Source organism: Flavobacterium sp. SM2513 (genome assembly GCF_050908145.1).
Taxonomy (GTDB): Bacteria; Bacteroidota; Bacteroidia; order Flavobacteriales; family Flavobacteriaceae; genus Flavobacterium.
In genome coordinates, this window is record NZ_CP194228.1 from 2,920,789 (window position 1) to 2,945,645 (window position 24,857).

A 24,857-nucleotide genomic window follows, 5' to 3' on the forward strand; every position below is an offset into this window, starting at 1 on the left:
TTCTATCTTTTATTGTTGGGAAGTGCACAGTTGTTTCGTTCGCATCCCGCATTGAATAGGGCAATGCCTATAAATATTATTCCGGGAATAATCAGCCATAAATTGCGGACTTCTACGGCTTGGAAAATAAGCATTATACCAAAAGCCAATCGTACAAATCGAAATACATTCCAGTTAGAAGTGAGGCGGTGTATCATAATTTTAATTTTTTAAGGAGGTTAAAAGTACGTATAATTTTCTCTAATTGCAACACCTTTATGATTCGTAATGTTGTTCAATCGCTTTAATTGCATCAATGATGCTTTGCGTTTTGGCTTGTTCTTTTTGTTTGTGTTTTTTTCCTAAATACAAAAAAGCAAACAGCATCCACACAAGGTAAATTGCTACGATAATTAGCTGGTACAGCAACGGAACAGGTTGCAACACTTCAATGAAATACAATGCAAAGGCTATATTCATCAAAGTGAAATAATACAAGGTATAGTGTGTATTTACTGTATTTTGAAAGCGGTAATAGGCTTCTAAATCCTGAAGGAGTTGGCGTGGATTTTGTGTTAAATCGATTCTTTTCATTTGGATAAATTGGTACAATCGGACGGTGGAGAAGAGGAGGATGGTGCTGGCCATCAATCCGATGCCGATGAACGTTGTTGCTTGCTGAAAAGGAATCACGGTCATCAGTACCAATATAAAAAGGACTACCGCCACTAGGATACTTACTTGTACGATTATCCTTGTAGTCAAGGCCTGCTGTACTTTTTTGGCATCTGCCAAAATGCTATTTACATCAGGCAATTGGGCTGTCGCTTGTTCCTTCCAAAGGTTTTGTAAGTCGTTAAAGTCTTTCATGTTTCGCGTATATTAAGCTTAATTGTTGTTTGATTCTATGGATTTTGACTCGTAGGTTTGCCTCTGAAATTTCAGTGATTTTTGCTATTTCAGGATAGGAAATTTCTTCTAGTAACAAAGTGATTATAAGTCGGTCGCTTTCTTTGAGTTCACTGATTGCTTTATGCAATAACTGTACTTGTAGTTCTTTGTTGTCTGGTTCGCTTTGAACCAAAAGAGGTGCTTTATCGAGGTCTACACTTTTCTTGTTTTTAGTAGAGCGAATTTGGTATAGACAGGTGTTAACGGCAATGCGGTAAATCCAAGTACTGACTTGAGAATCGCCCCGAAATGTGTGTAAGTTTTGCCACACTTTTACAAAAACTTCTTGCAAAAGGTCTTCGGCTTCCATTTGGTTTCCGGTGTAACCTAGACAGAGGCGTTGAACTTTTGGTCCGTATTTTTGATACAATTCTTTGAAGCGTTGTTCTTGGTTTTGGTTCACTTTACTTTTAATTTTTTATTTGCCACAGATTAAAAAGAGTAAAAAGATTCAATCTATCGTAATTGAATTAATCTGTGATTGTTTTTGATTTTACAAGCTTGTCCTATTTCTATTAAAGCCTGTTGATTTCTTTTTTACTGGTTTCCCTTACTTAAAAAAGCGTCAATTTGGGCATAAAACCACTCCGGTTGGTCGTACATAATGAAATGCTTACTGTTAGCGACAATTAGTGTTTTGTTGGGCAATAATTCATATTGTTTGCCATACACTTTCACGCTGTTTTCTTTGCTTTCAAAAATACTCGCTAAAATTAATATATTTTGTTTGATTTTAGGCAAGACAGGACGCAGGTCGGTGGTTGCCATTTCTACCATCGTACTTCCCAGCGTTCTTCGGTCGCTCTGAAAGCTCCACGTAGCTATTTGACGCGCTCTCACGGTATCATTAACTTGGTATGCCATTGCTGTAGTCATGTTGGCAATATAGCCTTCTGTGGGTAAATTAATGAAATTTTGAATGACCACTGCTTTGTTGAATTTCGGGTCTTGTTTTAAAGATTCCGCTGTAGCTGTGGGATTGAATATCGCGGAGATAAACGGAACGCCATCTAAACAGATGCTCTTTCCGAACAAATCAGGCTCGCTGCTGTGTAACCACAACGTCATGAAAGCTCCTAAACTGTGTCCGATAAGGATGGGCTTACTTAGTTTTTTGTCCTTTACGTATTGAATAATTTGGTCGTGAACGGTTTGAAGTATGTTCTCGTTTGGAATAGGTGGAACGGTTGCAAAACCGGCAAGTGTTAAAACATGCAGTTGGTACTTGCTTTTTAAGTGGTCAACGGTTTCGTTCCAAACTTCGCCGCTGCAGGAATATCCGGGAATCAGGATGATAGGTTCACCTTTGCCAATAACTTTGACGTTAAAAGCATTGGTGTTTTGTGCGAAACTTTGGCAAACACAACATAAAAGGAGTAGGGTGAGGGTTAGATTTTTCATAATAATTGGTCTTAAGTGATGTTTTGATTTTAGCTTTTGATGCCAAAGTGACTGCATTGTTACAAAAAAAGTATAGGAGTTTTTAAAAACTGCTATGTGTGCGTCGTTCAGCAGATTATAAACAAAAAAAACAGCACCATTTCTGGTACTGTTTTCAACTATAAATAAGGAAATTTGGGGCTATTTATCGATAGAGCCTAAAACACGCTTCATAAAAGTGTTAAGTGCCTCCTTTTTATCGGTGCCGTTTTTAATCATTTTATGTACCTCTAAAGCGCCGTACATATTAGAAATCAGCTCGCCAAGTACGTCCAACTCTTCATCTTTCAACGAAGAAACTTCAGTTAAACTCTCTAAAACCTCAATGGTTTCTACCAAGTAATCTTGGTCGTTCTCTTCAATAAACTGAGTCAAGTGCTTAATTACAGGTAATTTCATAATACTTAGTTTGAAGAAATTTCGCTAATCAATTCAGCTAAAACATCCGCTTTATTTGTTTGTGTTTCGTTTAATAATTTTCCGTTTACAAATGTTGCAAAAGTAGGAAGATTAGAAACGTTAGCTAACTTTCTAGATTCAGGTGAATTTTCTGCATCCACCAATACAAAAGTCATATTTTCATTCTCAGTAGCCATTTTTTTAAATTTTGGCTTCATAATTCTACAGTTCCCACACCAAGATGCGGAATATTGTACTACAACTTTATCGTTCTTAGTGATTAAATCGGCTAAGGTATCTTCGTTTAATTCAATTAACATAGTGTTTGTTTTTTAAAAATCAATTTCAATATCAATTACAAAAATCAATTTCAATTTCAAAAAGCAGTATCAATACTCTAGAATTGACATTTGAATTTGTTATGGCGATTGTCATTGCCATTTGCAATTGATATTGCAATTGAAATTGTTATTTAATTAGTGTGAAGCTAAGTAAGAAGCAGTACTGTTTCTATCAGCACTCATTGCATCTTTACCTTCTTCCCAGTTGGCAGGACAAACTTCACCTTTAGTTTGAACGTGTGTGTAAGCGTCGATTAAACGTAAGTATTCATTTACGTTTCTACCCAATGGCATATCATTGACACTTTCGTGGAAAATTTTTCCTTCTTCGTCTACTAAGTAAGTTGCTCTGTAGGTTACGTTAGAACCTTCTACCATTACTGAATCTGTTTCTTCATCATAAGAAGTTGATTCAATATCAAGAATACCAAGAATGTTTGATAAGTTACGGTTGGTATCTGCAAGAATTGGGTAAGTAACACCTTCAATTCCACCGTTGTCTTTTGCTGTGTTCAACCATGCGAAGTGCACTTCATTCGTATCACAAGAAGCACCGATAACGATTGTGTTTCTTTTTTCAAATTCAGGCAAGGCAGCTTGAAAAGCGTGTAATTCTGTTGGGCAAACAAAGGTAAAATCTTTTGGATACCAAAACAAAACCACTTTTTTCTTATTATTGACTGCTTCATCAAAAATGTTGATTTTCATGTTGTCTCCCATTTCAGAAATTGCGTCAACTGCTATGTTTGGGAATTTTTTTCCTACTAATGACATAAATATATATTTTAATTGTTATTGTTTTACTGGTACAAATATACCGCCTATACCCACTATATACAATCAATTTTAATTATATATTTCTATATAGCGATAGTATTTGATTATTTTGAATCAGAAAGTTGTCGGATTTTAATTCGAAAAGCAGCAAAGAGCAATGTCATAAATGGACTGATAATGTTAAAAAAAGCGTAAGGTAAATAACTCAAAGTAGAAACCCCTAAAACGCCCGAATGATAAGCTCCACAGGTATTCCACGGAATTAAAACAGAAGTTACCGTTCCTGAATCTTCCAGTGTTCGACTTAGATTTTCGGGAGCAAGTCCTTTGTCTTTATAGGCTTTTGCAAACATTTTGCCAGGAACTACGATGGCTAGGTACTGGTCTGAAGCGGTTAAATTTAAAGCCAAACAACTTACAACTGTACTGGCAAACAAACCGAAAACGGTATCGAACATTTTTAATAAGGTATCTGTAATTCTGGCTAGTGCACCGATGGCTTCCATAATACCACCAAAAACCATGGCACACAAAATAAGCCATACCGTTCCTAACATTCCTTGCATTCCTTTGGCAGTAAATAAATCGTTCAGGATTGGGTTACTCGTTTCAATCGACGTATCAACTGTAATAGCATTCATTACCCCTTTGTAGCCGTTGAGAAAATTCAATTCAGTTCCGCCACCTATTTTAGCTACTAAGTCCGGTTGAAAAATTAAAGCGAAAAGACCTCCTAAAAGGATTCCTATTAATAAGGCAATTAAAGGTTCTGTTTTTTTAACGATTAATACAATCACTACTAGTGGAACGATGAAAAGTAGGGGAGTGACATAAAAAGTTTCTTTTATAGCCAATAATGTTGAACCATCATCAGCAATTGCAGTGGTATCTTGCATTAAACCCAAAATGACAAACATAATGAGCGTTATTACCATTGTGGGAACGGTGGTGAGTGTCATGTACCTAATGTGGGTAAATAAATCTGTTCCTGCCATTGCAGGAGCTAAGTTGGTAGTATCCGAAAGTGGTGAAAGTTTATCACCAAAATAAGCGCCAGATACCACGGCTCCAGCTACCATTCCTAAAGGCATTCCCATTGTGGAACCAATTCCGATTAAAGCAATTCCCACGGTAGCAGACGTAGTCCATGAGCTTCCCGTAGCGATTGAAATTATAGAACAAATGATGACACAGGCAGGCAAGAAAATGGAAGGATGTAAGATTTCTAGACCATAATAGATCATTGTAGGAATAATTCCACTCAGAAGCCATGTTCCTGACAAGGCGCCAACCATTAGTAGAATTAAAATGGCACCAGCGGTTGATTTTATATTTTCAGAAATCTCTTCAATCATTTTAGAATAACTAATCTTATTTCGGAAGCCTACGATTGCCGCAACCGCTCCACCAATGATTAAAGCAAACTGATTGGGACCAGAAGTAGCATCACTTTCATACACATAAACGTTATAACCTAATATTAGAATGAGCACAATTATGGGAATCAACGCTTCCCAAAGAGACAAATATTTGTTGATTATTATTCGTTCCTCGGTGTGATTCAAATTCTCTTGGTCCATAAAGCTGTTTTAAATAGTGTTGCAATATAATGAAAAATGAAGAAAATCGTATAACACCTTTTTCAAATAAGAGTCGGAACATTGTAGTGTAAAAAGTTAATGAATACTATTGCTTTGAAAGCTTGAAAAATGGAGCTAATAAAAAGCGATTTAATACTATTTTTAAAACAAAAACTATGAAAAACATCAAACACAAAATGCTAATAGGGTTTCTTGCCTTATTTATTATGGCTTCCTCGTGTAAGAAAAAGTCGGATGGCGTAATTACTCCAGAAGACCGAATTTCCTTTGACAGTACGAAATTAGAGACTTTCTTTCAGCAACATCCTGATTTTAGAAAGTACGAAAAGGATATTAATGAACTATATAACAAGGAAGACTTTCATTTTGTATGGTACGATAAAGACGGACGCGTTGACTTTGCAGAAGTATTGTACAGTAAAGTAAACGGTATAAAAGAAGACGGTGTGGTGCAGCAAATGCCGTATAAAAAAGAGGTGGACGAATTATTTGCAAAGCGTCAAGGCGATAAATCGACTTTAGAAAATGATTTGTTGGTTAGTGCAATGTATTTCTATTATACGAATAATGTATTGGCTGGAGTGGACACCAAAACAAGTAAACAAACGGGATGGTATCTACCTCGTCCGAATGTTTCTTATGTTGATTATCTTGCGGAATTGATGAAAGACCCTGAAAAGTTAGAAAAAGACGAAACTGAAAATATCAGTCAATATTATTTACTGAAAAAAGGATTAAAAAAATACCAAGACATTCAAGCGAAAGGCGGTTGGGGAATGGTTGATTTCCCGGCAAACGTAAAGACATTTAAGGAAGGTGATACTGATGCTGCAATTGCGCAAATTAGAACACGTTTATTTATAACTGGTGATTTAACTACTGATAACAAGTCGAATGTATTTGATAATGAATTAAAAGAAGGATTAGCTAAATATGAAACCCGTCATAACCGTAAAGCGGATGGTATTATTACTGGAACACTTGCTAAGGAATTAAGCATTCCTGTGGAACAGCGTATTCAAACGATTATTGTAAATATGGAGCGATGTCGATGGATTGACCCTGCAATAATGAATGCACCTGAATTGGTTGCCGTTAATATTCCCGCTTATAAATTAAATTATTTGAGAGATGGAAAAACGGTTTTAGAATCGAATGTTGTGGTTGGAAAAGAACTGAACAAAACAGTAGTTTTCAGCGGATTGATGAGTTATATTGTGTTTTCCCCATATTGGAATATTCCTAAAAGCATCATTGAAAAAGAAATCAAACCAGGTATGGATAAGAACTCCAATTACCTTGAAGAAAAAAACATGGAATGGAATGATGGAAACGTACGTCAAAAACCAGGTAAAGCGAATTCATTGGGATTAGTGAAGTTTATGTTTCCAAATTCAAATAATATCTACTTGCACGACACACCTTCGAAAAGTTTATTCAACAAAGAAAGTCGGGCTTTTAGCCACGGTTGTGTTCGAGTGGAGAAAGCGAGAGATTTAGCAGTTGCTATTATGGACGAACAAAATAAAATGAGTGCTGATAAAATTGATGTGGCAATGAATGCAGGTACAGAACAAAGTGTCTCCTTAAAACGTAAAATACCGGTTTACATTTCCTACTTCACCGCTTGGGCTGATAAAAACGGAAACGTCAACTTTTATGAAGACGTGTATAATCGCGATAAACGATTGGCACAATTACTTTATACAAAAAAGAAATAAGCACCTAAAAACAAAAAAGCCGTTTGAAACTCAATTCAAACGGCTTTTTTTATGTTTAAAGTGTTTTAATTAAATCACTTTCAATTCTTTCATGCAATCGTGCATCATTTCAAATGTACGTTTGATGTCGTTATCTAAACCAATTGAGAAACGAATAAGTCCATCTGTCAAGCCCATTTCAGCTTGCTCTTCTGGCGAAATTTCACTAGATGTTGAAGAACCTGGAGCACTGAAAAGTGTTTTGTAAAAACCTAAACTTACTGCTAAATAACCCAAGTTTTTCTCTTGCATCAATTCCATCAAAGCGTTTGCTTTTTCTAAACTTCCTGCATCAATAGTCATCATTCCTCCAAAACCATATTCCGGATTAATCATTCCTTTGTATAATTCATGAGAAGGGTGACTTTTCAAACCAGGGTAAACGGTTTTCAAACCCAATCCTTCAAATTTCTCAGCCAAATACTGTGCATTAAAACTGTGTTGTTTGATACGCAAATGCAAAGTTCTCAAGTTTTTCATCACACTTGCCGAACGCATACTGTCCATCGTTGGTCCTAAAAGCATACTTGCTCCAGAATTCACGTCTTTCAAGTCATTGATAAATTCTTGCGAAGCACAAACAACACCTCCAACCGTATCACTACTTCCGTTGATGTATTTTGTCAAACTGTGAATCACAATATCAGCACCGAATTGAGTTGGTGTAACTGATAAAGGTGAAAATGTATTGTCAACAATTAATTTAAGATTGTGTTTTTTAGCAATTTTAGATAAACCCGCTAAATCGGCTACTTCTAATAATGGATTAGAAACCGTTTCACAGTATAAAACTTTCGTTTCAGGTGTTATTGCAGCTTCAACAGTATCCAATTTTGTAATATCAACAAATGAAGTTTTTACACCAAAACGAGGAGCAAGGTTTTTTAAGAATGCATAGGTTCCGCCATAAATGGTTCTACTGGAAACAATATGGTCGCCGTTTCCACAAAGTTGTAATAGAGTAGGAGTAATCGCACCCATTCCTGAAGCAGCAACATTAGCAGCTTCTGTTCCTTCCATTGCCGCAAGTGCTCGGTCTAAATATAAATTACTTGGCGATGAATGACGCGAATATAAGTAACAACCTTCTGCATTTCCTTCAAAAGTATCAAACATGGTTTTCGCTGAAAGAAAGGTATAAGTTGAAGAATCTGAAATAGATGGGTTTACACCACCAAACTCTCCAAAGTATTGTAAATCTTGGATGTTATCTGCAGGATTGAAATTACTCATAATTGTTTTTGTTTTAAATTATGATTCAAAAAAACACAAAACAATACTTATTTCCAACGGAAAGCGTAATATTTAGATTATATATCTACAATCATGGATTATGATAGATATTTATACAAGACAATGGATTTTTTTGCTACTTTTACTGAAAATTATTTATTATGACATTTGACGCAATTGATACCAAACTTTTAAAATTTTTGCAAACGGATGCTAAACAGACTACTAAACAACTTTCGACAAAATTAAATCTATCCGTTACTGCTGTTTATGAACGTATTAAAAAGTTGGAACGGGAAGGAGTGATTGAAAAACAAGTTGTTTTATTAAATAGAAATAAGATTCAAAAATCATTTGTAGTGTTCTGCCATTTAAAATTAATGCAACATACTAAAGAATTTATTGCCGACTTTGAAAAAGATGTTGTCAAGCTCAATGAAGTATTGGAATGTTTTCATGTAAGTGGCGATTATGATTATATCTTGAAAATTTGCGTGGCAAATATGGAAGAATATCGCGAATTTATGGTGACCAAATTGACAACTTTACAACATATAGGAAGCACACATTCTACCTTTATGATTGGTGAAGTAAAAAACACAACGGTTTATACGCTTTAAGTGAGTTGAAACACCTCTTAAATAAAAAAACTTCCGTAAATTTGTTGGGAAAAATTTAAACACACAAAAAAATATATCATGAGTTCATTTGACGTAGTCATTATTGGTTCAGGTCCTGGAGGTTATGTTGCAGCGATTCGTTGTGCACAATTGGGAATGAAAACAGCAATTATTGAAAAATATTCATCACTTGGAGGAACTTGTTTAAACGTAGGATGTATTCCTTCTAAAGCAATGTTGGCTTCTTCACACCATTATGCAGAAATGAAACATTTTGCAGATCACGGAATTGAAGTGACTGGCGAGGTTAAAGTGAACCTTCAAAAAATGATTGAAAGAAAACAAGCCGTTGTAGACCAAACAAGTGGTGGTGTTAAATATTTAATGGACAAAAACAAAGTAACCGTTTTTGAAGGAACAGGTTCTTTTGAAGATGCAACACATGTTAAGATTGATAAAAATGATGGTACTTCAGAAGTTATTGAAGGAAAAAACATCATCATTGCTACAGGCTCTAAGCCGGCAAATTTACCTTTCATTACATTAGATAAGGAAAGAGTAATGACTTCTACGGAAGCGTTGAAATTACCAGAAGTTCCTAAACACCTTATCGTTATTGGTGGTGGAGTTATCGGAATTGAATTAGGTCAAGTATATTTACGTTTGGGAGCTCAAGTTTCTGTAGTAGAGTATTTAGACCGAATTATTCCAGGAATGGACAGCTCATTATCTAAAGAATTGACAAAAGTATTGAAGAAACAAGGAATGAAGTTCTATGTTTCTCACAAAGTACAATCTGTTGAAAGAGATGGAGATGTTGTTACTGTGAAAGCTGAAAATGCTAAAGGAGAAACAATTTCTTTAGAAGGTGATTATGCTTTAGTTTCTGTGGGAAGAAAACCATTTACAAATGGTTTGAATGCAGATAAAGCAGGCGTGAAAATTACAGACAGAGGAATGGTGGAAGTTAATGACCATTTACAAACAAATGTTTCAAATATTTATGCAATTGGTGATGTTGTTCGTGGAGCGATGTTAGCACACAAAGCAGAAGAAGAAGGCACAATGGTTGCTGAAATCCTTGCAGGTCAAAAACCACATATCGATTACAACTTGATTCCAGGTGTAGTATATACATGGCCAGAAGTTGCCGCTGTAGGAAAAACAGAAGAGCAATTGAAAGAGGCTGGAGTGGATTACAAAGCAGGAAGTTTTCCTTTCAAAGCATTAGGAAGAGCGAGAGCTGGAGGAGATTTGGACGGATTTGTGAAAATCCTTGCTGATAAAAAAACTGATGAGGTTTTAGGTGTTCACATGATTGGTGCTCGTTGTGCAGATTTAATTGCAGAAGCAGTTGTAGCAATGGAATTCAAAGCTTCAGCTGAAGATATTTCTAGAATGAGTCATGCACATCCAACATTTGCAGAAGCAATGAAAGAAGCAGCTTTAGCAGCTACTGATAATAGAGCTTTGCACGTTTAAAACCTGTAAATTCCTATCATAAACGTCCTTAGTAAGGGCGTTTTTTTTTGTTATAAAAATTTAAAACAAAGTCATTTATAAAGAAAAATAACACTTTCGTAGATAAAAAGTGCCATTTCATGTTATTCCACGTTATTGATGTTTAATTATAGTTACCTTTAAGGTAGTTCGATTACATTTTAAACGAATTCAGTCTTACGTAAGAAGCCCCGAAATTACGTTTTTCTACTTAGTCACTTTGTCATTTAATTTATTAAATGTGTAACGGAGAGGTTTTAAGTAGGAATTTAATTGGGTTTGCTTGAAAACAAAAGAAAGAAGTGTACTACTTAAAATGTTAATATTATGATAAAACTATTATACAACGGGAAAAACAGTGCCATTAATAAAGCGGTCAATACAGCAAATGAAATTTTGCAAAACGGAGCATTTTACGACCGAGTTGCATTATTGCCGCAAATGTCAAATACAAAATTAACTTCGTATGAAATTGCTGCAATTTTAAAGAATAATAATCAAAAAATTACCATAGAGAGTTTTTGGAATCCATTTAGCGAACCTACTCGAATTCCAAGGCCTTGTTTATTCAAAGTAAATACTTATAAATTAAGTAGCATCACCGCGTTTGCAGTGAATACTTTAATCAATGAGGCAATTCTTGCAGTTGCTGCAAAATGTGACGGTTTGTGTTTTGAGAAAACGATTTACGAGGAGATGGAATACCCAAATGTATTTCCATGGCGAATAGGAGAAATTGCAGAAATTCTTACCAGAAAAAGGAAGATATCAACTCTACAGTCCCAATATCATTAAAGTTTAGATGCTAATTTTTTTTTAAATTTATAAAAATCACATTAATTGAAGTAATTTTTACTATTTTTGAGAAGTGAGGAAAAATAATTTTTGTTTGGATTGTAAATCTTAGATATTTATCGCTTTGTATGTCAACATACAATAGCGATTTTTTTATTATAATATATTTTGAACTTTTATTACGTTTTATTTCAATACTCATTTATTTTTCAATGAGTTATAATAATTTATATAAATTTTAGTATGATACTTATTGTAGATGATATTGATGCCAATTTGATTGCTTTGCGAAAGACGCTTGAGTTACACGGCTTGAATATAGACACTGCAAATTCAGGAGACTTAGCACTAAAAAAAATTCTAAAATTTGATTATTCTCTTATAATTTTAGATGTTCAAATGCCTGGAATGGACGGGTTTGAAGTTGCTGAGATATTAGCACAAAGTAATCGAACTAAAGACATTCCAGTACTATTTTTATCGGCAATAAGTAAAGAAAAAAAATACATTTCTCGTGGATATGCTTCTGGTGCTGTAGATTATATAACAAAACCCGTTGACCCTGATTTACTCATCTTAAAGGTAAAATCATTTCTAAAAATTTCTGAACAACAACGCGAATTAAAGCGCATTCAGGAAATGCTTTTTAAAGAAGTTGAAATTAGGAAAGCGGCCCAAGAGAAACTTTCGGAGGAAATGCAGGAACTGCAATTTGTATTGGAATCCTTTCCGCAAATGGCATTTGTCCTTACTACAGAGGGCGTGTTGGAATATGTGAACCAACAATGGTTGGAATATTCTAATGATTCGAGTTCCTTTCCAAACAAGCATCCAAGCGATGATTCAGTATGGAAAGATTGGAATGAACATTTACAACAAGGACTGGCTTTTACTTCTGAAATACGTTTTAAACACTTAGAACTAGGTGAATTTCGATACTTTTTGATGAAAGTTGTCCCCATCCAACCTTTAGGAGTGATTACAAAGTGGGTAGGCACTTTTACAGATATTCATCAACAAAAAATGGCAAATGAACACTTGGAGTTTTTGGTTCAAAAACGTACCAAACAATTAACGCTTAAAAACAGCGATTTAGAATTTAGCAACCATGAATTACAGCAATTTGCGTGGGTAGTTTCGCATGATTTAAAGGAACCTATTCGCAAAATTGAAATGATTGTCAAGATGATTAAGGACAGATATATTGAAAAGAGTAGTCCTGCAAATGATTATATTGACCGTGCTGTAAATTCGGCAAAACGAATGCGTGTTTTAATTGACGACTTACTTGTTTATTCTAGATTATCTGCAAAAGTTGATTTAGAATCCACAGACTTAAACATCGTTTTGAAAGAGGTTTTAGATGATTTAGATTCTGAATTTCACCCTAAACAACCGACGATAACAATTGCTTCACTTCCCATAATTAATGCTATTCCTAGTCAAATCAGACAAGTTTTTCAAAACTTAATTGGGAATGCTTTAAAATTTACTAAACCTGGTGTTCCTCCGATAATTTCAATAACAACCCAACGTGTTTTAGAGAAATCTGTAGCGAGTACTGAAGATGAAAATGGTAAATTTTGTAAAATTACTGTAAACGATAACGGAATTGGATTTGACGAAAATCTTTTAGACAAAATTTTTATCATTTTTCAAAGTTTAAATAACCGACAATTGTACGAGGGAACCGGAATAGGTTTAGCCATTGCAAAAAAAATCATAGAAAAACACAACGGAATTATTACAGCAACAAGTACTCCTGGCAAAGGTTCGAGCTTTATTGTAATTTTACCTTTATAAAAATAATAATACGACGATAAAGATATGGACAGTAACTTTAAGAGGAATTTAATTGTAAGTACAGTAATTTCAGTTTTGATATTGGTGGTAAGTTCCACTGCCTCTTTTTTAAGCATTAACAGTTTGCTTCAAAGTAATAAAATGGTTAATCATACTCAAGAAGTGATATATAATTTAAATGATTCGCAACGGATTATCTTAGATACACAATCAGGAGTAAGGGGTTTTCTTGTTACAGGAAACGACATCTTTTTAGATCGTTATTTGCAAAGTAGTTTGGAAGTAAACGAAAATATTGATAAGCTGGAAAAGCTTACTACTGATAATAATAGACAACAAATCAGTATTCGAGCATTGAAGACGGAACAACAGCGCTTTTATAACTATTTAAAAGAAAAGGTATATTTAAAAAGACAAGGCTTAGCTATAGGAATTGATGATTTAAATCAAGGAAAAGCAATGATGGATTCGCTTCGGTCCATTTATAATCAAATGGAAAGTGAAGAGTTAGCTTTATTAAAAATTAGAACTGATAAATCTGAAAATTACGGAATCTACAGCAGCATTTTAATTCTTTTTGCAGCATTAATAGCGATTATAGTTAGCATTTTATTTTTCGTACGGATTCTAAATGATTTCAAAAAAAGATCCCAGTTAACCAAATTGTTGGAAGAAAATGACCTAGAAACAGCAAGACGAATTAGCATGGTTAGTATTGCTGCTGAAAAGATTACTCGTGGCGACTATTCAATTAAAGTAGAAGACGTCGATGGGGATTTAGGCAGTATTGGACTTTCTCTAAATCAAATGAGTGAATCGTTACAAGAAAATTTTGATAAACTTGCAAGTAGAGAATGGATTAAAGCAGGATTTGCCGAATTGAATGAAGTAATGATTGGCGAAAAAAACTTAAACGTTCTCACCAAAGATATAATCAAATGTCTTGCAGAATATACAGGAAGTAGTGCTGGAGTGTTTTATTTAGCAGAAAATGAAAGTTTATTTGCAGCTTCCGGATACAGCTTTATTCCAGAGAGCTCACGCGAACGTTTGAAATTTGGTGAAGGTTTAACGGGTCAAGCAGCCGTTTCTAAAAAGTTGATTGAGCTGAAATCATTCGAAAATCAAAATGTAACGATAACCTATGCTTTAGGTGAATTAAAACCGAAACATATAATTGCTTTTCCAATTATTGATGGATTTGTTGTGGGTGTAATCGAGTTAGCTTCTGTTAGAAATTTCACGGATTTAGAGATAGAATATTTAAATAATGTCGCTAATAATATTGCAATAGCAGTTAAAGCGGCAGAAAACAGGAAACGGGTTCAAGAATTACTTGAAGAAACCGAAGCACAATCGGAAGAATTAAAAGTGCAACATTCAGAACTAGAAGGAATGAATGCCGACCTAGAAACCCAAACCGAAAAATTGCAAGCGTCAGAAGAAGAATTAAGGGTTCAACAAGAAGAATTGCAGCAAACAAATGAAGAGCTTGCGGAACGAAGTACATTACTTGAAGAACGAAATGTAGAAATTCAGAAAAAATCAGAGGATCTGGAGTTAACAACGCGATACAAGTCGGAGTTTCTAGCAAATATGTCGCATGAATTACGAACACCGTTAAATTCTATCTTACTATTAAGTCGATTGTTGTCTGAAAACAATGACATGAATATGAACGCCGAACAAATTGAATTTGCTAAAGTAATTCAAAGTTCAGGAAACGGATTGCTAGGCTTAATTGATGAAATTTTGGATTTATCTAAAATTGAAGCAGGTAAAATGGAGCTCGAAAACACCGATATTCTTGTAGAAGATATCAGTACAAACTTGCATAACTTATTTAATTTAGTTGCAAAAGAAAAGAAAATTGATTTTAAAATCAGTAATAGTCAGGCCCCATTATTAATAAAAACAGATCAAGGACGATTAGAACAGATTTTGAAAAACTTGATTTCAAATGCTTTAAAATTCACTGATGAAGGTACTGTTTCTTTAGAAATAATCAAGCATCCAACTGAAAAAAATAAAGTTCAATTTATAGTAAAAGATACGGGAATTGGGATTCCATTTGCTAAGCAACCTTTGATTTTTGAAGCATTTCAGCAAGCCGATGGTTCAACGAAACGGAAATATGGTGGAACGGGATTAGGACTTTCTATAAGTCGGGAATTATCAAAATTATTAGGGGGCGAAATAACGTTAGCCAGTCAACTAAATACTGGAAGTATATTCACTTTAACGATTCCTATTGTTCCAGAAAATTACAATGCAGTAACTACAAATCTTGACGCCGAACAAACGCTCGACGAAAGAGAATACGAATTGCGTTCTAAAAAAATTGAAGACCGAAATAAATACATCAGTAATGTAATTCCAGAATCAGTTCCTGATGACCGGGATTATATCGTAGAAAATGATAAGGTCATTTTAATTGTCGAAGACGATGTGAATTTTGCGAAATCATTACTTGAATTTACAAGAGATAGAGGATACAAAGGCGTTGTAACCGTTCGAGGAGACTATGCTTTAAATTTGGCTTTGAATTATAAGCCTTTAGGTGTACTTCTTGATATTCAGTTGCCAATTAAGAGTGGCTGGGAAGTAATGGAGGAGTTGAAATCCAATCCATTGACGAAGCATATTCCTGTTCATATTATGTCTTCGCACAAACTGAAACAAGAAAGTTTATTAAAAGGAGCGGTAAATTTCCTTGATAAACCAGTGGCTTTTGAAAAATTGCCGGAGATATTTAAACGAATCGAACATTATGTAAATCGTGAATCTCAAAAAGTTTTAATCATTGAAGACAATACTAAACACGCAAGTGCACTTTCTTCGTTTTTAGAAAGCAATAACATTAAATCGGATATTAAAAGTAAAATAGAGGATGGAATTGCCGCACTTCAAAATCCCGAAATGGATTGTGTAATTTTAGACATGGGAATTCCCGATAAACATGCGTACGAAATCTTAGATAACATCAAAAAAAATAAGGAATTTGAAAATCTTCCTGTTATTGTTTTTACAGGAAAAAGTTTATCGATGATTGAAGAACAGAAAATCCGGAAATATGCAGATTCTATTGTCGTGAAAACAGCGTATTCGTACCAAAGAATGCTTGATGAAGTATCACTTTTTCTACATTTAATGGAAGACGGAAAACAAGACAATCATAAAAAATTGAATAAACTTAACAATGTTTTAAAGGGCAAAACGGTGCTCGTTGTTGATGATGATGTTCGAAATATTTACTCACTTACAAAAGCGCTGGAATCTGTAAAAATGAATGTAATAACTGCTATTGATGGAAACGAAGCCATTAAAGCAATGGAACAAAACAAGACAATCGACGTAGTTTTATTAGACATGATGATGCCTAATATGGATGGCTATGAAACTGCTACCATGATTCGAAAAAATAAAAAGTGGAAAAACTTACCCGTTATTGCTGTTACTGCAAAAGCCATGACTGGCGACCGGGATAAGTGTATCAATGCCGGAGCTTCGGATTATATAACTAAACCTGTGGATGTGGATCAACTTTTATCACTCTTACGAGTGTGGCTCTATGATAAAGTTTAATTTTAAAATAATCAATTAAAAATGAACCGTAAAAAAGTACTAATTATTGACGACGATGCAAGAAATATTTTTGCTTTAACTGCTACTTTAAAAGCAAAATCTTATGATTGTATTTCGTGCTTAAGCGCTCCAGAAGCACTTGAAATTTTAAATCGTCAAAAAGATATTGACATCATTCTTATGGATATGATGATGCCAGAAATGGACGGGTATGACGCCATTCCTTTACTAAAAAAACTCCCTGGTTATAGCAAAATCCCTGTGATTGCAGTTACTGCACAAGCAATGACGGGCGATCGTGAAAAATGTATTTCAGCGGGAGCCGATGATTATATTTCAAAACCGATTAATGTTGATAAATTAATGCTTATTCTAAATCAGCTGTAAAATTTATGTTAGAAGACCGCGAAGTTGAAACGATAATCAATGAGATTTATAAATACCACGGATACGATTTCAGTGGATATTCCACCGCTTCTTTTCGGCGGCGGCTAGACCGTTTGTATGCAATGGATAATTTTGAAAATTTTTCAGAAATGCTTTCCAAATTGCGTTCAGATGAGGATTATTTCAAACATATGGTGGAAGAAATTACCGTTAATGTTACAGAAATGTTTCGTGACCCGTCATTTTATAAAACTTTACGCACTGAAATATTGCCTACTTTAGCAACAAAACCGTTTATTCGAATTTGGCATGCGGGTTGTGCAACAGGAGAAGAAGTTTTCTCTGTAGCAATATTGCTAAAAGAGCTCGGTTTGCTTCACAAGTCATTACTTTACGCTACTGATTTAAATGCAAGTGTTTTAGATGTGGCAAAAAAAGGCTTATTTCCGTTGCGATCCATCCCGCAATATGCTGAAAATTATAGAATTGCAAGTGGTAAAAATGACTTCTCATATTACTACATTGCTAATTATGGTTATGCCAAATTTAGTGAGGAGTTAATCAGTCGGATGGTTTTTTCGCAACACAACTTGATCATTGACGGTTCTTTCAATGAATTTGATTTAATATTATGCCGCAATGTGCTGATTTATTTCGATAAAGATTTTCAACGTATTTCGTTAGAATTATTTGACGAAAGTCTTTCTAAATTGGGCTATCTAGCATTAGGCACGAAAGAAACTATTAAATTTTCCTCCATACAGCACCGTTACAAACAGTTTGAAAAAGAAAAAATATGGAAGAAAATGTTATAACACAAGAATGTAAAGTGCTCCTTATTGGAGGATCTGCAGGAAGTTTAGAAGTTTTAATGGCTATTCTTCCTAATTTAAATGCGATACATCAGTTTTCCATCGTTATAATTTTGCATAGAAAAAGTGCAGAAGATTCTACATTAGAGGATTTAATTGCTTTAAAAACAGTTATTCCCGTAGCGAAAGTAGAAGATAAAGTGACGCTAAGGTCTGGATTTATCTACATTGCACCATCAGATTACCATTTGTTATTTGAAAAAAACAAACAACTCTCTTTAGATGTTTCCGAAAAAATAAACTACAGTCGCCCCAGTATCGACGTTTCCTTTGAATCTGCAGCAATTGCTTTCGGAGAAAAATGTACAGCCATATTGCTTTCTGGTGCTAATGCCGACGGAACCGCGGGTTTAAAAGCCATTCAAGAACATAACGGAATAGTAATTTTGCAAAATCCTGAAACTGCTATAATGCCTTTTATGCCTCAAAGTGCATTCTCGGCAATCAATCCTGATTATGTTTTTGATGTGGATCAAATATTAAAATATATCAATGGTATCGAAACGAACTAGCCGATTGATTAAAATTACCTCTAATTAACTTATTGTAATTAAAATATACTACGAAAAAATTTATTTACATGTGCAAATGAGCATTCCCGTCACGGAAGTAGTCATTTACATTTGCAAATGAGTATCTCCGTAAATTAAGCGAACAGTCGTATACTTAAATGAATTTCTTTTATAAAATGTGTATTTCAAAAATTTTAAAGTAAATTCTGTAAAATAAATGACAGGTATTGGTAATAATTTTATAAAAAAAATAAAAGCTATGAACAGTATTGACAGAAATCAGAAAGAAAAAAACTTCGAAAATTTATTAGGTAAAGAAGGGGTAGATAAAATAAAAGAGTTGGTAGATAAAGCGAGTACGTGCTTCTTTTGTACGGCAATTGAAACTAACAAATCTTTTGAAACACGACCAATGGCACCTCAAAAGGTGGATGATAACGGACATATTTGGTTTTTGAGTGCCAAGGACAGTCATAAAAATTTGGAATTACAGGAAAACCCAACAGCCCAATTGTTGTTTCAAGGTTCATCTTACAGCCACTATCTTTCGCTTTATGGAAATGTAAAAATTTCTCAAGACAAAGCAAAAATTCATGAACTCTGGGAGCCGACTATGAAAACTTGGTTTACAGAAGGAGAGGATGACCCAAGAATTACCATTTTACAATTTATTCCTACCGAAGGCCATTATTGGGATACTAAAAACGGTATTGCCGTGGCATCTGTAAAAAGATTGTTTGGAGCAATCATTGGCGAAACCTATGACGACTCTATTCAGGGAAATATTACAATATAAAAATATAAGTACACGTATTTAAATTAACCTTAATCATCAATTTGATTGAGGTTTTTTTTATTTAAAATTTAAATGTCAAAATTGTGAAGTACCCTTCGTTTTGGTATATTTACATAATTAAAAATCTAAGACCATTATGAGCTACTATAAAATTGACAGCCTAGAACAATACTTCAAACATTATAATAAATCCATTCGTGAGCCTAGAAAATTTTGGGGTAAAATTGCTGAAGAAAATTTCAGTTGGTACCAACAATGGGACAAAGTGTTTGAATTTGATATGGAAGCGGCGGATATTAAATGGTTCTCTGGTGCAAAAGTAAACATTGTAAAAAATGCTATCGACCGACATTTGAACAAAAGAGGTACAAAAACAGCTATTATTTTTGAACCTAATAATCCAGAAGAGGAAGCCCAACATATAACTTACAATGAGCTTTATGTTTGTGTCAATAAAATGGCAAATGTGCTTTTAAATCAAGGAATTAAAAAAGGAGATCGAGTTTGTATTTATTTACCCATGATTCCAGAATTAGCAGTTGCCACATTAGCTTGTGCACGGATTGGCGCTATCCACTCCGTAGTTTTTGCTGGTTTTTCTGCAAAAGCAATAGCATCCAGAATTAATGATTCTGATTGTAAAATGGTGATAACTTCTGATGGTGGTTTCCGCGGAAATAAAACCATTGAACTTAAAAGTATAGTAGATGAAGCATTAAAAACGTGCCCTTCAGTTGAAAAAGTTCTGGTTGCAAAACGCACAAATACCGAAGTCAGAATGCAAGAGAATCGTGATTTGTGGTTGCAACCGCTTTTAGACGAAGCTTTAGAAAATAATGTAGCCCAAATAATGGATGCTGAAGACCCGCTCTTTATTCTTTATACTTCCGGTTCAACAGGAAAACCAAAAGGAATGGTGCATACCATTGCTGGATACATGGTCTATTCTGCTTATACATTCAAGAATGTATTTAATTATCAAGAGGACGACGTATATTGGTGTACCGCAGATATCGGTTGGATTACCGGTCATTCCTATATTTTATATGGACCATTATTGAATGGTGCAACAACTGTAATTTTTGAAGGTGTTCCTTCCTATCCCGATCACAGCCGCTTTTGGGAAGTAATTCAGAAACATAAAGTGAGTCAATTTTACACCGCGCCAACTGCAATTCGTGCTTTAGCAAAGGAAAGTTTAGATTTTGTTGAGCGTTTTAAACTGGATTCTCTAAAAGTTATTGGCTCTGTTGGAGAACCTATTAATGAAGAAGCTTGGCATTGGTACAATGATCACGTGGGAGGAAAACGATGTCCACTCGTTGATACGTGGTGGCAAACTGAAACAGGTGGAATTATGCTTTCGCCAATTCCATTCGTAACACCTACTAAACCCACGTATGCCACTTTGCCACTTCCGGGAATTCAACCCGTTTTAATGGACGATAAGCGAAATGAAATTGAAGAAAATCAAGTATCAGGAAGTTTGTGTATTAAGTTTCCTTGGCCGGGAATTGCACGAACTATTTGGGGTGATCATCAACGGTATAAAGAAACCTATTTCACAGCTTTTCCAGGAAAATATTTCTCCGGAGACGGCGCTTTACGCGATGAAGTGGGTTATTATCGAATTACTGGTAGAGTAGACGACGTGGTGATTGTTTCTGGTCATAATTTGGGTACGGCTCCAATTGAAGATGCGATTAATGAACATCCGGCCGTAGCAGAAAGTGCGATAGTAGGTTTTCCACATGAAATTAAAGGCAATGCACTGTACGGATTTGTAATATTGAAAGAATCAGGTGAAGGTAGAAATCAAGACAATTTACGTATTGAAATTAATCAAATGATTGCTTCGCAAATTGGGCCAATCGCCAAATTAGATAAAATCCAGTTTGTTTCTGGTTTACCAAAAACACGTTCCGGAAAAATTATGCGACGTATTTTAAGAAAAATTGCAGAAGGTGATTTTGCGAGTTTTGGAGATACTTCCACTTTATTAAATCCAGAAATTATAGATGAAATTAAAGATGTAAAACTTTAAAATATAATCTCGAAAATTTACTCCTTATTTATAAGGAGTTTTTTTTACCCTACTGTCTCAAAAACATTGAAATAGTATAAACATTTTTAATAAATTATAAATTGTTCGGTGCTTGATTTCCCTATATTTACTGACTATGAAAGTCCCAATTCTTATTCTTGGTGGAGGTTTAGCAGGTTTAACCGCTGCAATTCATTTGTCTAAGTTGGGACATGAAATAACGGTAATTGAGAAAAATGAATACCCAAAACACAAAGTGTGTGGCGAATACATTTCAAATGAAGTAATTGCTTATTTTGAATGGCTTGAACTCGAACATGTGCCTACACAAAGTCATCCCATTAATCACTTCAAATTAGAAATTGATAAAAAGAATGTTTCAGAAGTTGAATTGCCTTTAGGTGGTTTTGGAATTAGCAGATATGTTTTGGATGATTTACTTCATCAAAAAGCAAAGTCACAAAATTGTACATTTATTCATGAATCCGTTGTAGAGGTTAAATTCCATAATGATTTTTTTAGAATTACGTTAGATTCAGGTTTAGAAATTGAAACGCCAATAGCAATCGGAAGTTTTGGTAAAAGGTCAACGATTGATGTGAATTTACAACGTAAATTTATTCAGAAAAAAGCACATTGGCTTTCTGTTAAGTCACATTATAGTGGAGTTTATTCTGATAATCTTGTAGGTTTGTATCCATTCCATGGCGGTTATTGTGGGGTTTCAAAAGTTGAAAATAATCAATTGAATGTATGTTATATTGTTCAAACGGAAGTTTTCAAGAAATTTAAAAATATTCCTGATTTTACAACACATGTACTTTACGAGAATTGTGGTTTGAAAGAAATTTTAGAAAATTCAGAATCTGTTTTTGAAAATCCATTAACAATTAGCCAAATTTCATTTGATGATAAAAAAGCGGTTGAAAATCATGTATTAATGATAGGTGATTCGGCCGGATTAATTCATCCTTTATGTGGAAACGGAATGGCGATGGCGATACACAGTGCAAAAATAGCTTCAGAATTGATTCATAATTCACTGAAAAATAAAACTTTTTCAAGAGATAAATTAGAACTACAGTATCAGCAAAATTGGAATGATACTTTCAAAAACCGATTAAAAATGGGCAGAGTTTTATCCTATTTTTTACTTAATCCTTTTCTAACGAAAATTAGTTTAAAAACAATGACACAGTTTCCGAGTATTTTCAAATACATTATTAAAAAAACGCACGGAAATTTAATTCCAAAACCAGTTTAATGGGACTCAATACGAAATACCGCACAGATGAACCTGAAATTATGGACGATTTTTTGCTTAAAGGTGAAGAATTGCGTAACGCATTAGATAAAATTGCAAAAATAAATCAATTTTTGGGTGGAAATAAACTGACTTTAAAAGGTTTACAAAAAATTTTACCAGAAAAAAATAGCAGTCAACCAATTACAATTGTGGATATAGGCTGTGGAAATGGCGATATGCTTCGAAAAATAGCCGAATATGGAATTAAAAACGGTTATAATTTTAATCTAATTGGAGTAGATGCAAATGATTTTACAGTAAATCACGCTTCAGACTTATCAAAAACATATTTGAATATCAGTTATTTATGTGAAGATATTTTTAAGATGGATTTTTCAACTTTAAAATGCGACATTTCACTTTGTACCTTGACATTGCACCATTTTAAGGACGAAGAAATCATCCAGATTTTAAATATTTTTAAGCAAAATTCAAAATTAGGAATTGTAATAAACGATTTGCAAAGAAGTGCCACCGCTTACCGATTGTTTCAGATATTATGTGTAACTTTTGGATTAAATAGAATGTCACGTGAAGATGGACTCGTTTCGATTTTAAGAGGTTTTAGAAAGCAAGAAATAATAGATTTTTCCGAAAAATTAAATTTTAAAAAATACAGTATCAGTTGGAGATGGGCCTTCCGTTACCAATGGATTATTCAAAATATATGAGTGTAAAAATTATACAAGTTGCTAAGCAATTACCAAAATATTCTCGAACAACGGCAGAAATCATACCCTTTCTAGACCTGTGGCTGGAAGGCCAAGATGAACGCTTTATTCGTAAAGTTAAGAAAATTTTTGAAGGTGCTGCCGTAGACAAACGCTATTCCATTATGGATCCTGTTGAAGTTTTCACCGCTACTTCTTTCGAAGAGAAAAATGATATTTACGCGAGAGAAGTTACAATTTTAGGCGAACAAGTTTTACAAAAAGCATTGGAGAAAGCAAACTGGAAAGGCGAGGAGCTAGATTACATTATTACCGTAAGTTGCACTGGAATTATGATTCCCTCACTAGATGCTTATTTGATTAATAAATTGAAATTGCGGCAAGATATCGTCCGACTTCCCGTAACTGAAATGGGTTGTGCAGCAGGGATTTCGGGAATTATTTATGCACAAAATTTTTTAAAAGCAAATCCAAATAAGAAAGCAGCGGTTATTGCTGTTGAAAGTCCGTCCGCTACTTTTCAATTGAATGATTTTTCGATGCCAAATATTGTGAGTGCTGCTATTTTTGGAGATGGAGCCGCTTGTGTGTTATTGTCTTCCTATGAAAATGATGAAGGTCCATCAATTTTAGATCAAGAAATGTATCATTTTTACGATAATGAACACATGATGGGTTTTAAATTGACAAATAGTGGTTTGCAAATGGTCTTAGATATTGAAGTTCCGAATACTATTGCTTCCCATTTCCCAGCTATTATTCATCCTTTCTTAGCTAAAAATAATTTGAAAATCGAAGATATTGACCATTTGATATTTCATCCCGGCGGAAAAAAAATAGTTCAAACAGTGGAAGAATTATTTTCAGATTTAGGTAAAAACATTGATGCTACGAAAGAAGTTTTACGACTGTATGGAAATATGTCAAGTGCGACTGTTCTTTATGTTTTGGAGCGAATTATGGATGAGAATCCAAAGAAAGGTGAAAAGGGAATAATGTTAAGTTTCGGACCTGGTTTTTCAGCACAACGCGTATTATTAGAATTTTAAAAAGATGACAAATCAAGAAATTATTGCTAATTTGCCTTATCAAAAACCATTTTTATTTGTAGATGAAATTATTTCTATATCCGAAAATGGAGTAGAAGGTACTTATTTTTTCGATGAAAATTTAGCTTTTTACAAAGGACATTTTAAGGGTAATCCAGTTACTCCCGGAGTGATTTTGACAGAAACAATGGCTCAAATTGGAGTGGTTTGCTTAGGGATATATTTGTTAAATAATAAATTTAGTAAAAATAGCACAATTGCTTTAACATCAAGTGAAATAGAATATTTAAAACCTATGTATCCCAATCAAAAAGCAAGAGTAGTTTCTGAAAAAATATATTTTAGATTTAATAAGTTGAAGTGTAAAATTTCGATGTTTAATGAGGCCAACGAAGAAGTTTGCAGAGGAACAATAGCGGGAATGTTAATTTCATAA

At 34.2% G+C, this 24,857-nt stretch carries 24 protein-coding genes; 15 read left to right on the forward strand and 9 right to left on the reverse strand.

The annotated features are described in order from the left end of the window. Nucleotides 1-2 precede the first annotated feature (2 nt). The 8 genes from ACQ5J2_RS12390 to nhaC all read right to left on the reverse strand — a co-directional run bounded on the left by ACQ5J2_RS12390 (nucleotide 3) and on the right by nhaC (nucleotide 5,467). Complete coding sequence (locus tag ACQ5J2_RS12390) at nucleotides 3-197, reverse strand: hypothetical protein (RefSeq protein WP_432670781.1); 195 nt, start codon at nucleotides 195-197, stop codon at nucleotides 3-5. Nucleotides 198-255: 58 nt separating this feature from the next. Further along, on the reverse strand, nucleotides 256-849 hold the full coding sequence (locus tag ACQ5J2_RS12395; protein WP_432670782.1) for a hypothetical protein: 594 nt from the start codon (nucleotides 847-849) through the stop codon (nucleotides 256-258). Further along, on the reverse strand, nucleotides 836-1,333 hold the full coding sequence (locus ACQ5J2_RS12400; RefSeq protein ID WP_432670783.1) for an RNA polymerase sigma factor: 498 nt from the start codon (nucleotides 1,331-1,333) through the stop codon (nucleotides 836-838). Before ACQ5J2_RS12400 ends, ACQ5J2_RS12395 begins: the two co-directional genes overlap by 14 nt. 134 nt (nucleotides 1,334-1,467) lie before the next feature. After that, a complete protein-coding gene (locus ACQ5J2_RS12405) occupies nucleotides 1,468-2,331 on the reverse strand; it encodes an alpha/beta fold hydrolase (RefSeq protein WP_432670784.1) in 864 nt (287 codons plus the stop codon). A 180-nt stretch (nucleotides 2,332-2,511) separates the two neighbouring features. Continuing rightward, nucleotides 2,512-2,769 (reverse strand): DUF6952 family protein, encoded by a 258-nt coding sequence (locus ACQ5J2_RS12410; RefSeq protein ID WP_026976211.1) that lies wholly within the window; start codon nucleotides 2,767-2,769, stop codon nucleotides 2,512-2,514. A 5-nt stretch (nucleotides 2,770-2,774) separates the two neighbouring features. After that, nucleotides 2,775-3,089, reverse strand: a complete 315-nt coding sequence (locus tag ACQ5J2_RS12415; protein ID WP_432670785.1) for a thioredoxin family protein — start codon at nucleotides 3,087-3,089, stop codon at nucleotides 2,775-2,777. A gap of 156 nt (nucleotides 3,090-3,245) precedes the next feature. Continuing rightward, a complete protein-coding gene (locus ACQ5J2_RS12420; protein ID WP_432670786.1) occupies nucleotides 3,246-3,884 on the reverse strand; it encodes a peroxiredoxin in 639 nt (212 codons plus the stop codon). Nucleotides 3,885-3,991: 107 nt separating this feature from the next. After that, on the reverse strand, nucleotides 3,992-5,467 hold the full coding sequence (gene nhaC / locus ACQ5J2_RS12425; protein WP_432670787.1) for a Na+/H+ antiporter NhaC: 1,476 nt from the start codon (nucleotides 5,465-5,467) through the stop codon (nucleotides 3,992-3,994). Nucleotides 5,468-5,643: 176 nt separating this feature from the next. Here nhaC and ACQ5J2_RS12430 point away from each other — a divergent pair, with 176 nt between their 5' ends. Then, nucleotides 5,644-7,209, forward strand: a complete 1,566-nt coding sequence (locus tag ACQ5J2_RS12430) for a L,D-transpeptidase family protein (protein WP_432670788.1) — start codon at nucleotides 5,644-5,646, stop codon at nucleotides 7,207-7,209. Nucleotides 7,210-7,278: 69 nt separating this feature from the next. On the opposite strand, the gene ACQ5J2_RS12435 is transcribed toward ACQ5J2_RS12430, so the two are convergent. Continuing rightward, the gene (locus ACQ5J2_RS12435; protein ID WP_432670789.1) at nucleotides 7,279-8,481 is read right to left on the reverse strand and encodes an aminotransferase class I/II-fold pyridoxal phosphate-dependent enzyme; all 1,203 of its coding nucleotides are present in this window, start codon (nucleotides 8,479-8,481) and stop codon (nucleotides 7,279-7,281) included. A 161-nt stretch (nucleotides 8,482-8,642) separates the two neighbouring features. On the opposite strand from ACQ5J2_RS12435, the gene ACQ5J2_RS12440 reads away from it, so the two are divergent. The 14 genes from ACQ5J2_RS12440 to ACQ5J2_RS12505 all read left to right on the forward strand — a co-directional run bounded on the left by ACQ5J2_RS12440 (nucleotide 8,643) and on the right by ACQ5J2_RS12505 (nucleotide 24,857). Further along, nucleotides 8,643-9,101: an Lrp/AsnC family transcriptional regulator gene (locus ACQ5J2_RS12440; protein ID WP_432670790.1), complete on the forward strand. Its 459-nt coding sequence runs from the start codon at nucleotides 8,643-8,645 to the stop codon at nucleotides 9,099-9,101. 78 nt (nucleotides 9,102-9,179) lie between these two features. Then, nucleotides 9,180-10,583: a dihydrolipoyl dehydrogenase gene (gene lpdA, locus ACQ5J2_RS12445; protein WP_432670791.1), complete on the forward strand. Its 1,404-nt coding sequence runs from the start codon at nucleotides 9,180-9,182 to the stop codon at nucleotides 10,581-10,583. Nucleotides 10,584-10,928: 345 nt separating this feature from the next. Beyond that, on the forward strand, nucleotides 10,929-11,396 hold the full coding sequence (locus ACQ5J2_RS12450) for a hypothetical protein (protein WP_432670792.1): 468 nt from the start codon (nucleotides 10,929-10,931) through the stop codon (nucleotides 11,394-11,396). Nucleotides 11,397-11,639: 243 nt separating this feature from the next. Beyond that, entirely contained in the window at nucleotides 11,640-13,199 is a 1,560-nt protein-coding gene (locus ACQ5J2_RS12455) for a hybrid sensor histidine kinase/response regulator (protein WP_432670793.1), read from the forward strand. A gap of 141 nt (nucleotides 13,200-13,340) precedes the next feature. Then, the gene (locus ACQ5J2_RS12460) at nucleotides 13,341-16,784 is read left to right on the forward strand and encodes a response regulator (protein ID WP_432670794.1); all 3,444 of its coding nucleotides are present in this window, start codon (nucleotides 13,341-13,343) and stop codon (nucleotides 16,782-16,784) included. A gap of 21 nt (nucleotides 16,785-16,805) precedes the next feature. After that, entirely contained in the window at nucleotides 16,806-17,171 is a 366-nt protein-coding gene (locus ACQ5J2_RS12465) for a response regulator (protein WP_432670795.1), read from the forward strand. A 5-nt stretch (nucleotides 17,172-17,176) separates the two neighbouring features. Further along, on the forward strand, nucleotides 17,177-17,986 hold the full coding sequence (locus tag ACQ5J2_RS12470; RefSeq protein WP_432670796.1) for a CheR family methyltransferase: 810 nt from the start codon (nucleotides 17,177-17,179) through the stop codon (nucleotides 17,984-17,986). Further along, on the forward strand, nucleotides 17,968-18,555 hold the full coding sequence (locus tag ACQ5J2_RS12475) for a chemotaxis protein CheB (RefSeq protein ID WP_432670797.1): 588 nt from the start codon (nucleotides 17,968-17,970) through the stop codon (nucleotides 18,553-18,555). The genes ACQ5J2_RS12470 and ACQ5J2_RS12475 overlap by 19 nt, the downstream gene beginning before the upstream one ends. Nucleotides 18,556-18,814: 259 nt before the next feature. Then, a complete protein-coding gene (locus ACQ5J2_RS12480; RefSeq protein ID WP_432670798.1) occupies nucleotides 18,815-19,351 on the forward strand; it encodes a pyridoxamine 5'-phosphate oxidase family protein in 537 nt (178 codons plus the stop codon). 136 nt (nucleotides 19,352-19,487) lie between these two features. Next, a complete protein-coding gene (acs, locus tag ACQ5J2_RS12485) occupies nucleotides 19,488-21,395 on the forward strand; it encodes an acetate--CoA ligase (protein ID WP_432670799.1) in 1,908 nt (635 codons plus the stop codon). 136 nt (nucleotides 21,396-21,531) lie between these two features. Next, nucleotides 21,532-22,659, forward strand: a complete 1,128-nt coding sequence (locus ACQ5J2_RS12490) for an NAD(P)/FAD-dependent oxidoreductase (protein ID WP_432670800.1) — start codon at nucleotides 21,532-21,534, stop codon at nucleotides 22,657-22,659. Beyond that, nucleotides 22,659-23,372, forward strand: coding sequence for a methyltransferase domain-containing protein (locus ACQ5J2_RS12495; RefSeq protein ID WP_432670801.1), 714 nt, complete (start codon nucleotides 22,659-22,661; stop codon nucleotides 23,370-23,372). Before ACQ5J2_RS12490 ends, ACQ5J2_RS12495 begins: the two co-directional genes overlap by 1 nt. Further along, the gene (locus ACQ5J2_RS12500; protein WP_432670802.1) at nucleotides 23,369-24,421 is read left to right on the forward strand and encodes a type III polyketide synthase; all 1,053 of its coding nucleotides are present in this window, start codon (nucleotides 23,369-23,371) and stop codon (nucleotides 24,419-24,421) included. Before ACQ5J2_RS12495 ends, ACQ5J2_RS12500 begins: the two co-directional genes overlap by 4 nt. Before the next feature lie 4 nt (nucleotides 24,422-24,425). Beyond that, complete coding sequence (locus tag ACQ5J2_RS12505; protein ID WP_432670803.1) at nucleotides 24,426-24,857, forward strand: 3-hydroxyacyl-ACP dehydratase FabZ family protein; 432 nt, start codon at nucleotides 24,426-24,428, stop codon at nucleotides 24,855-24,857.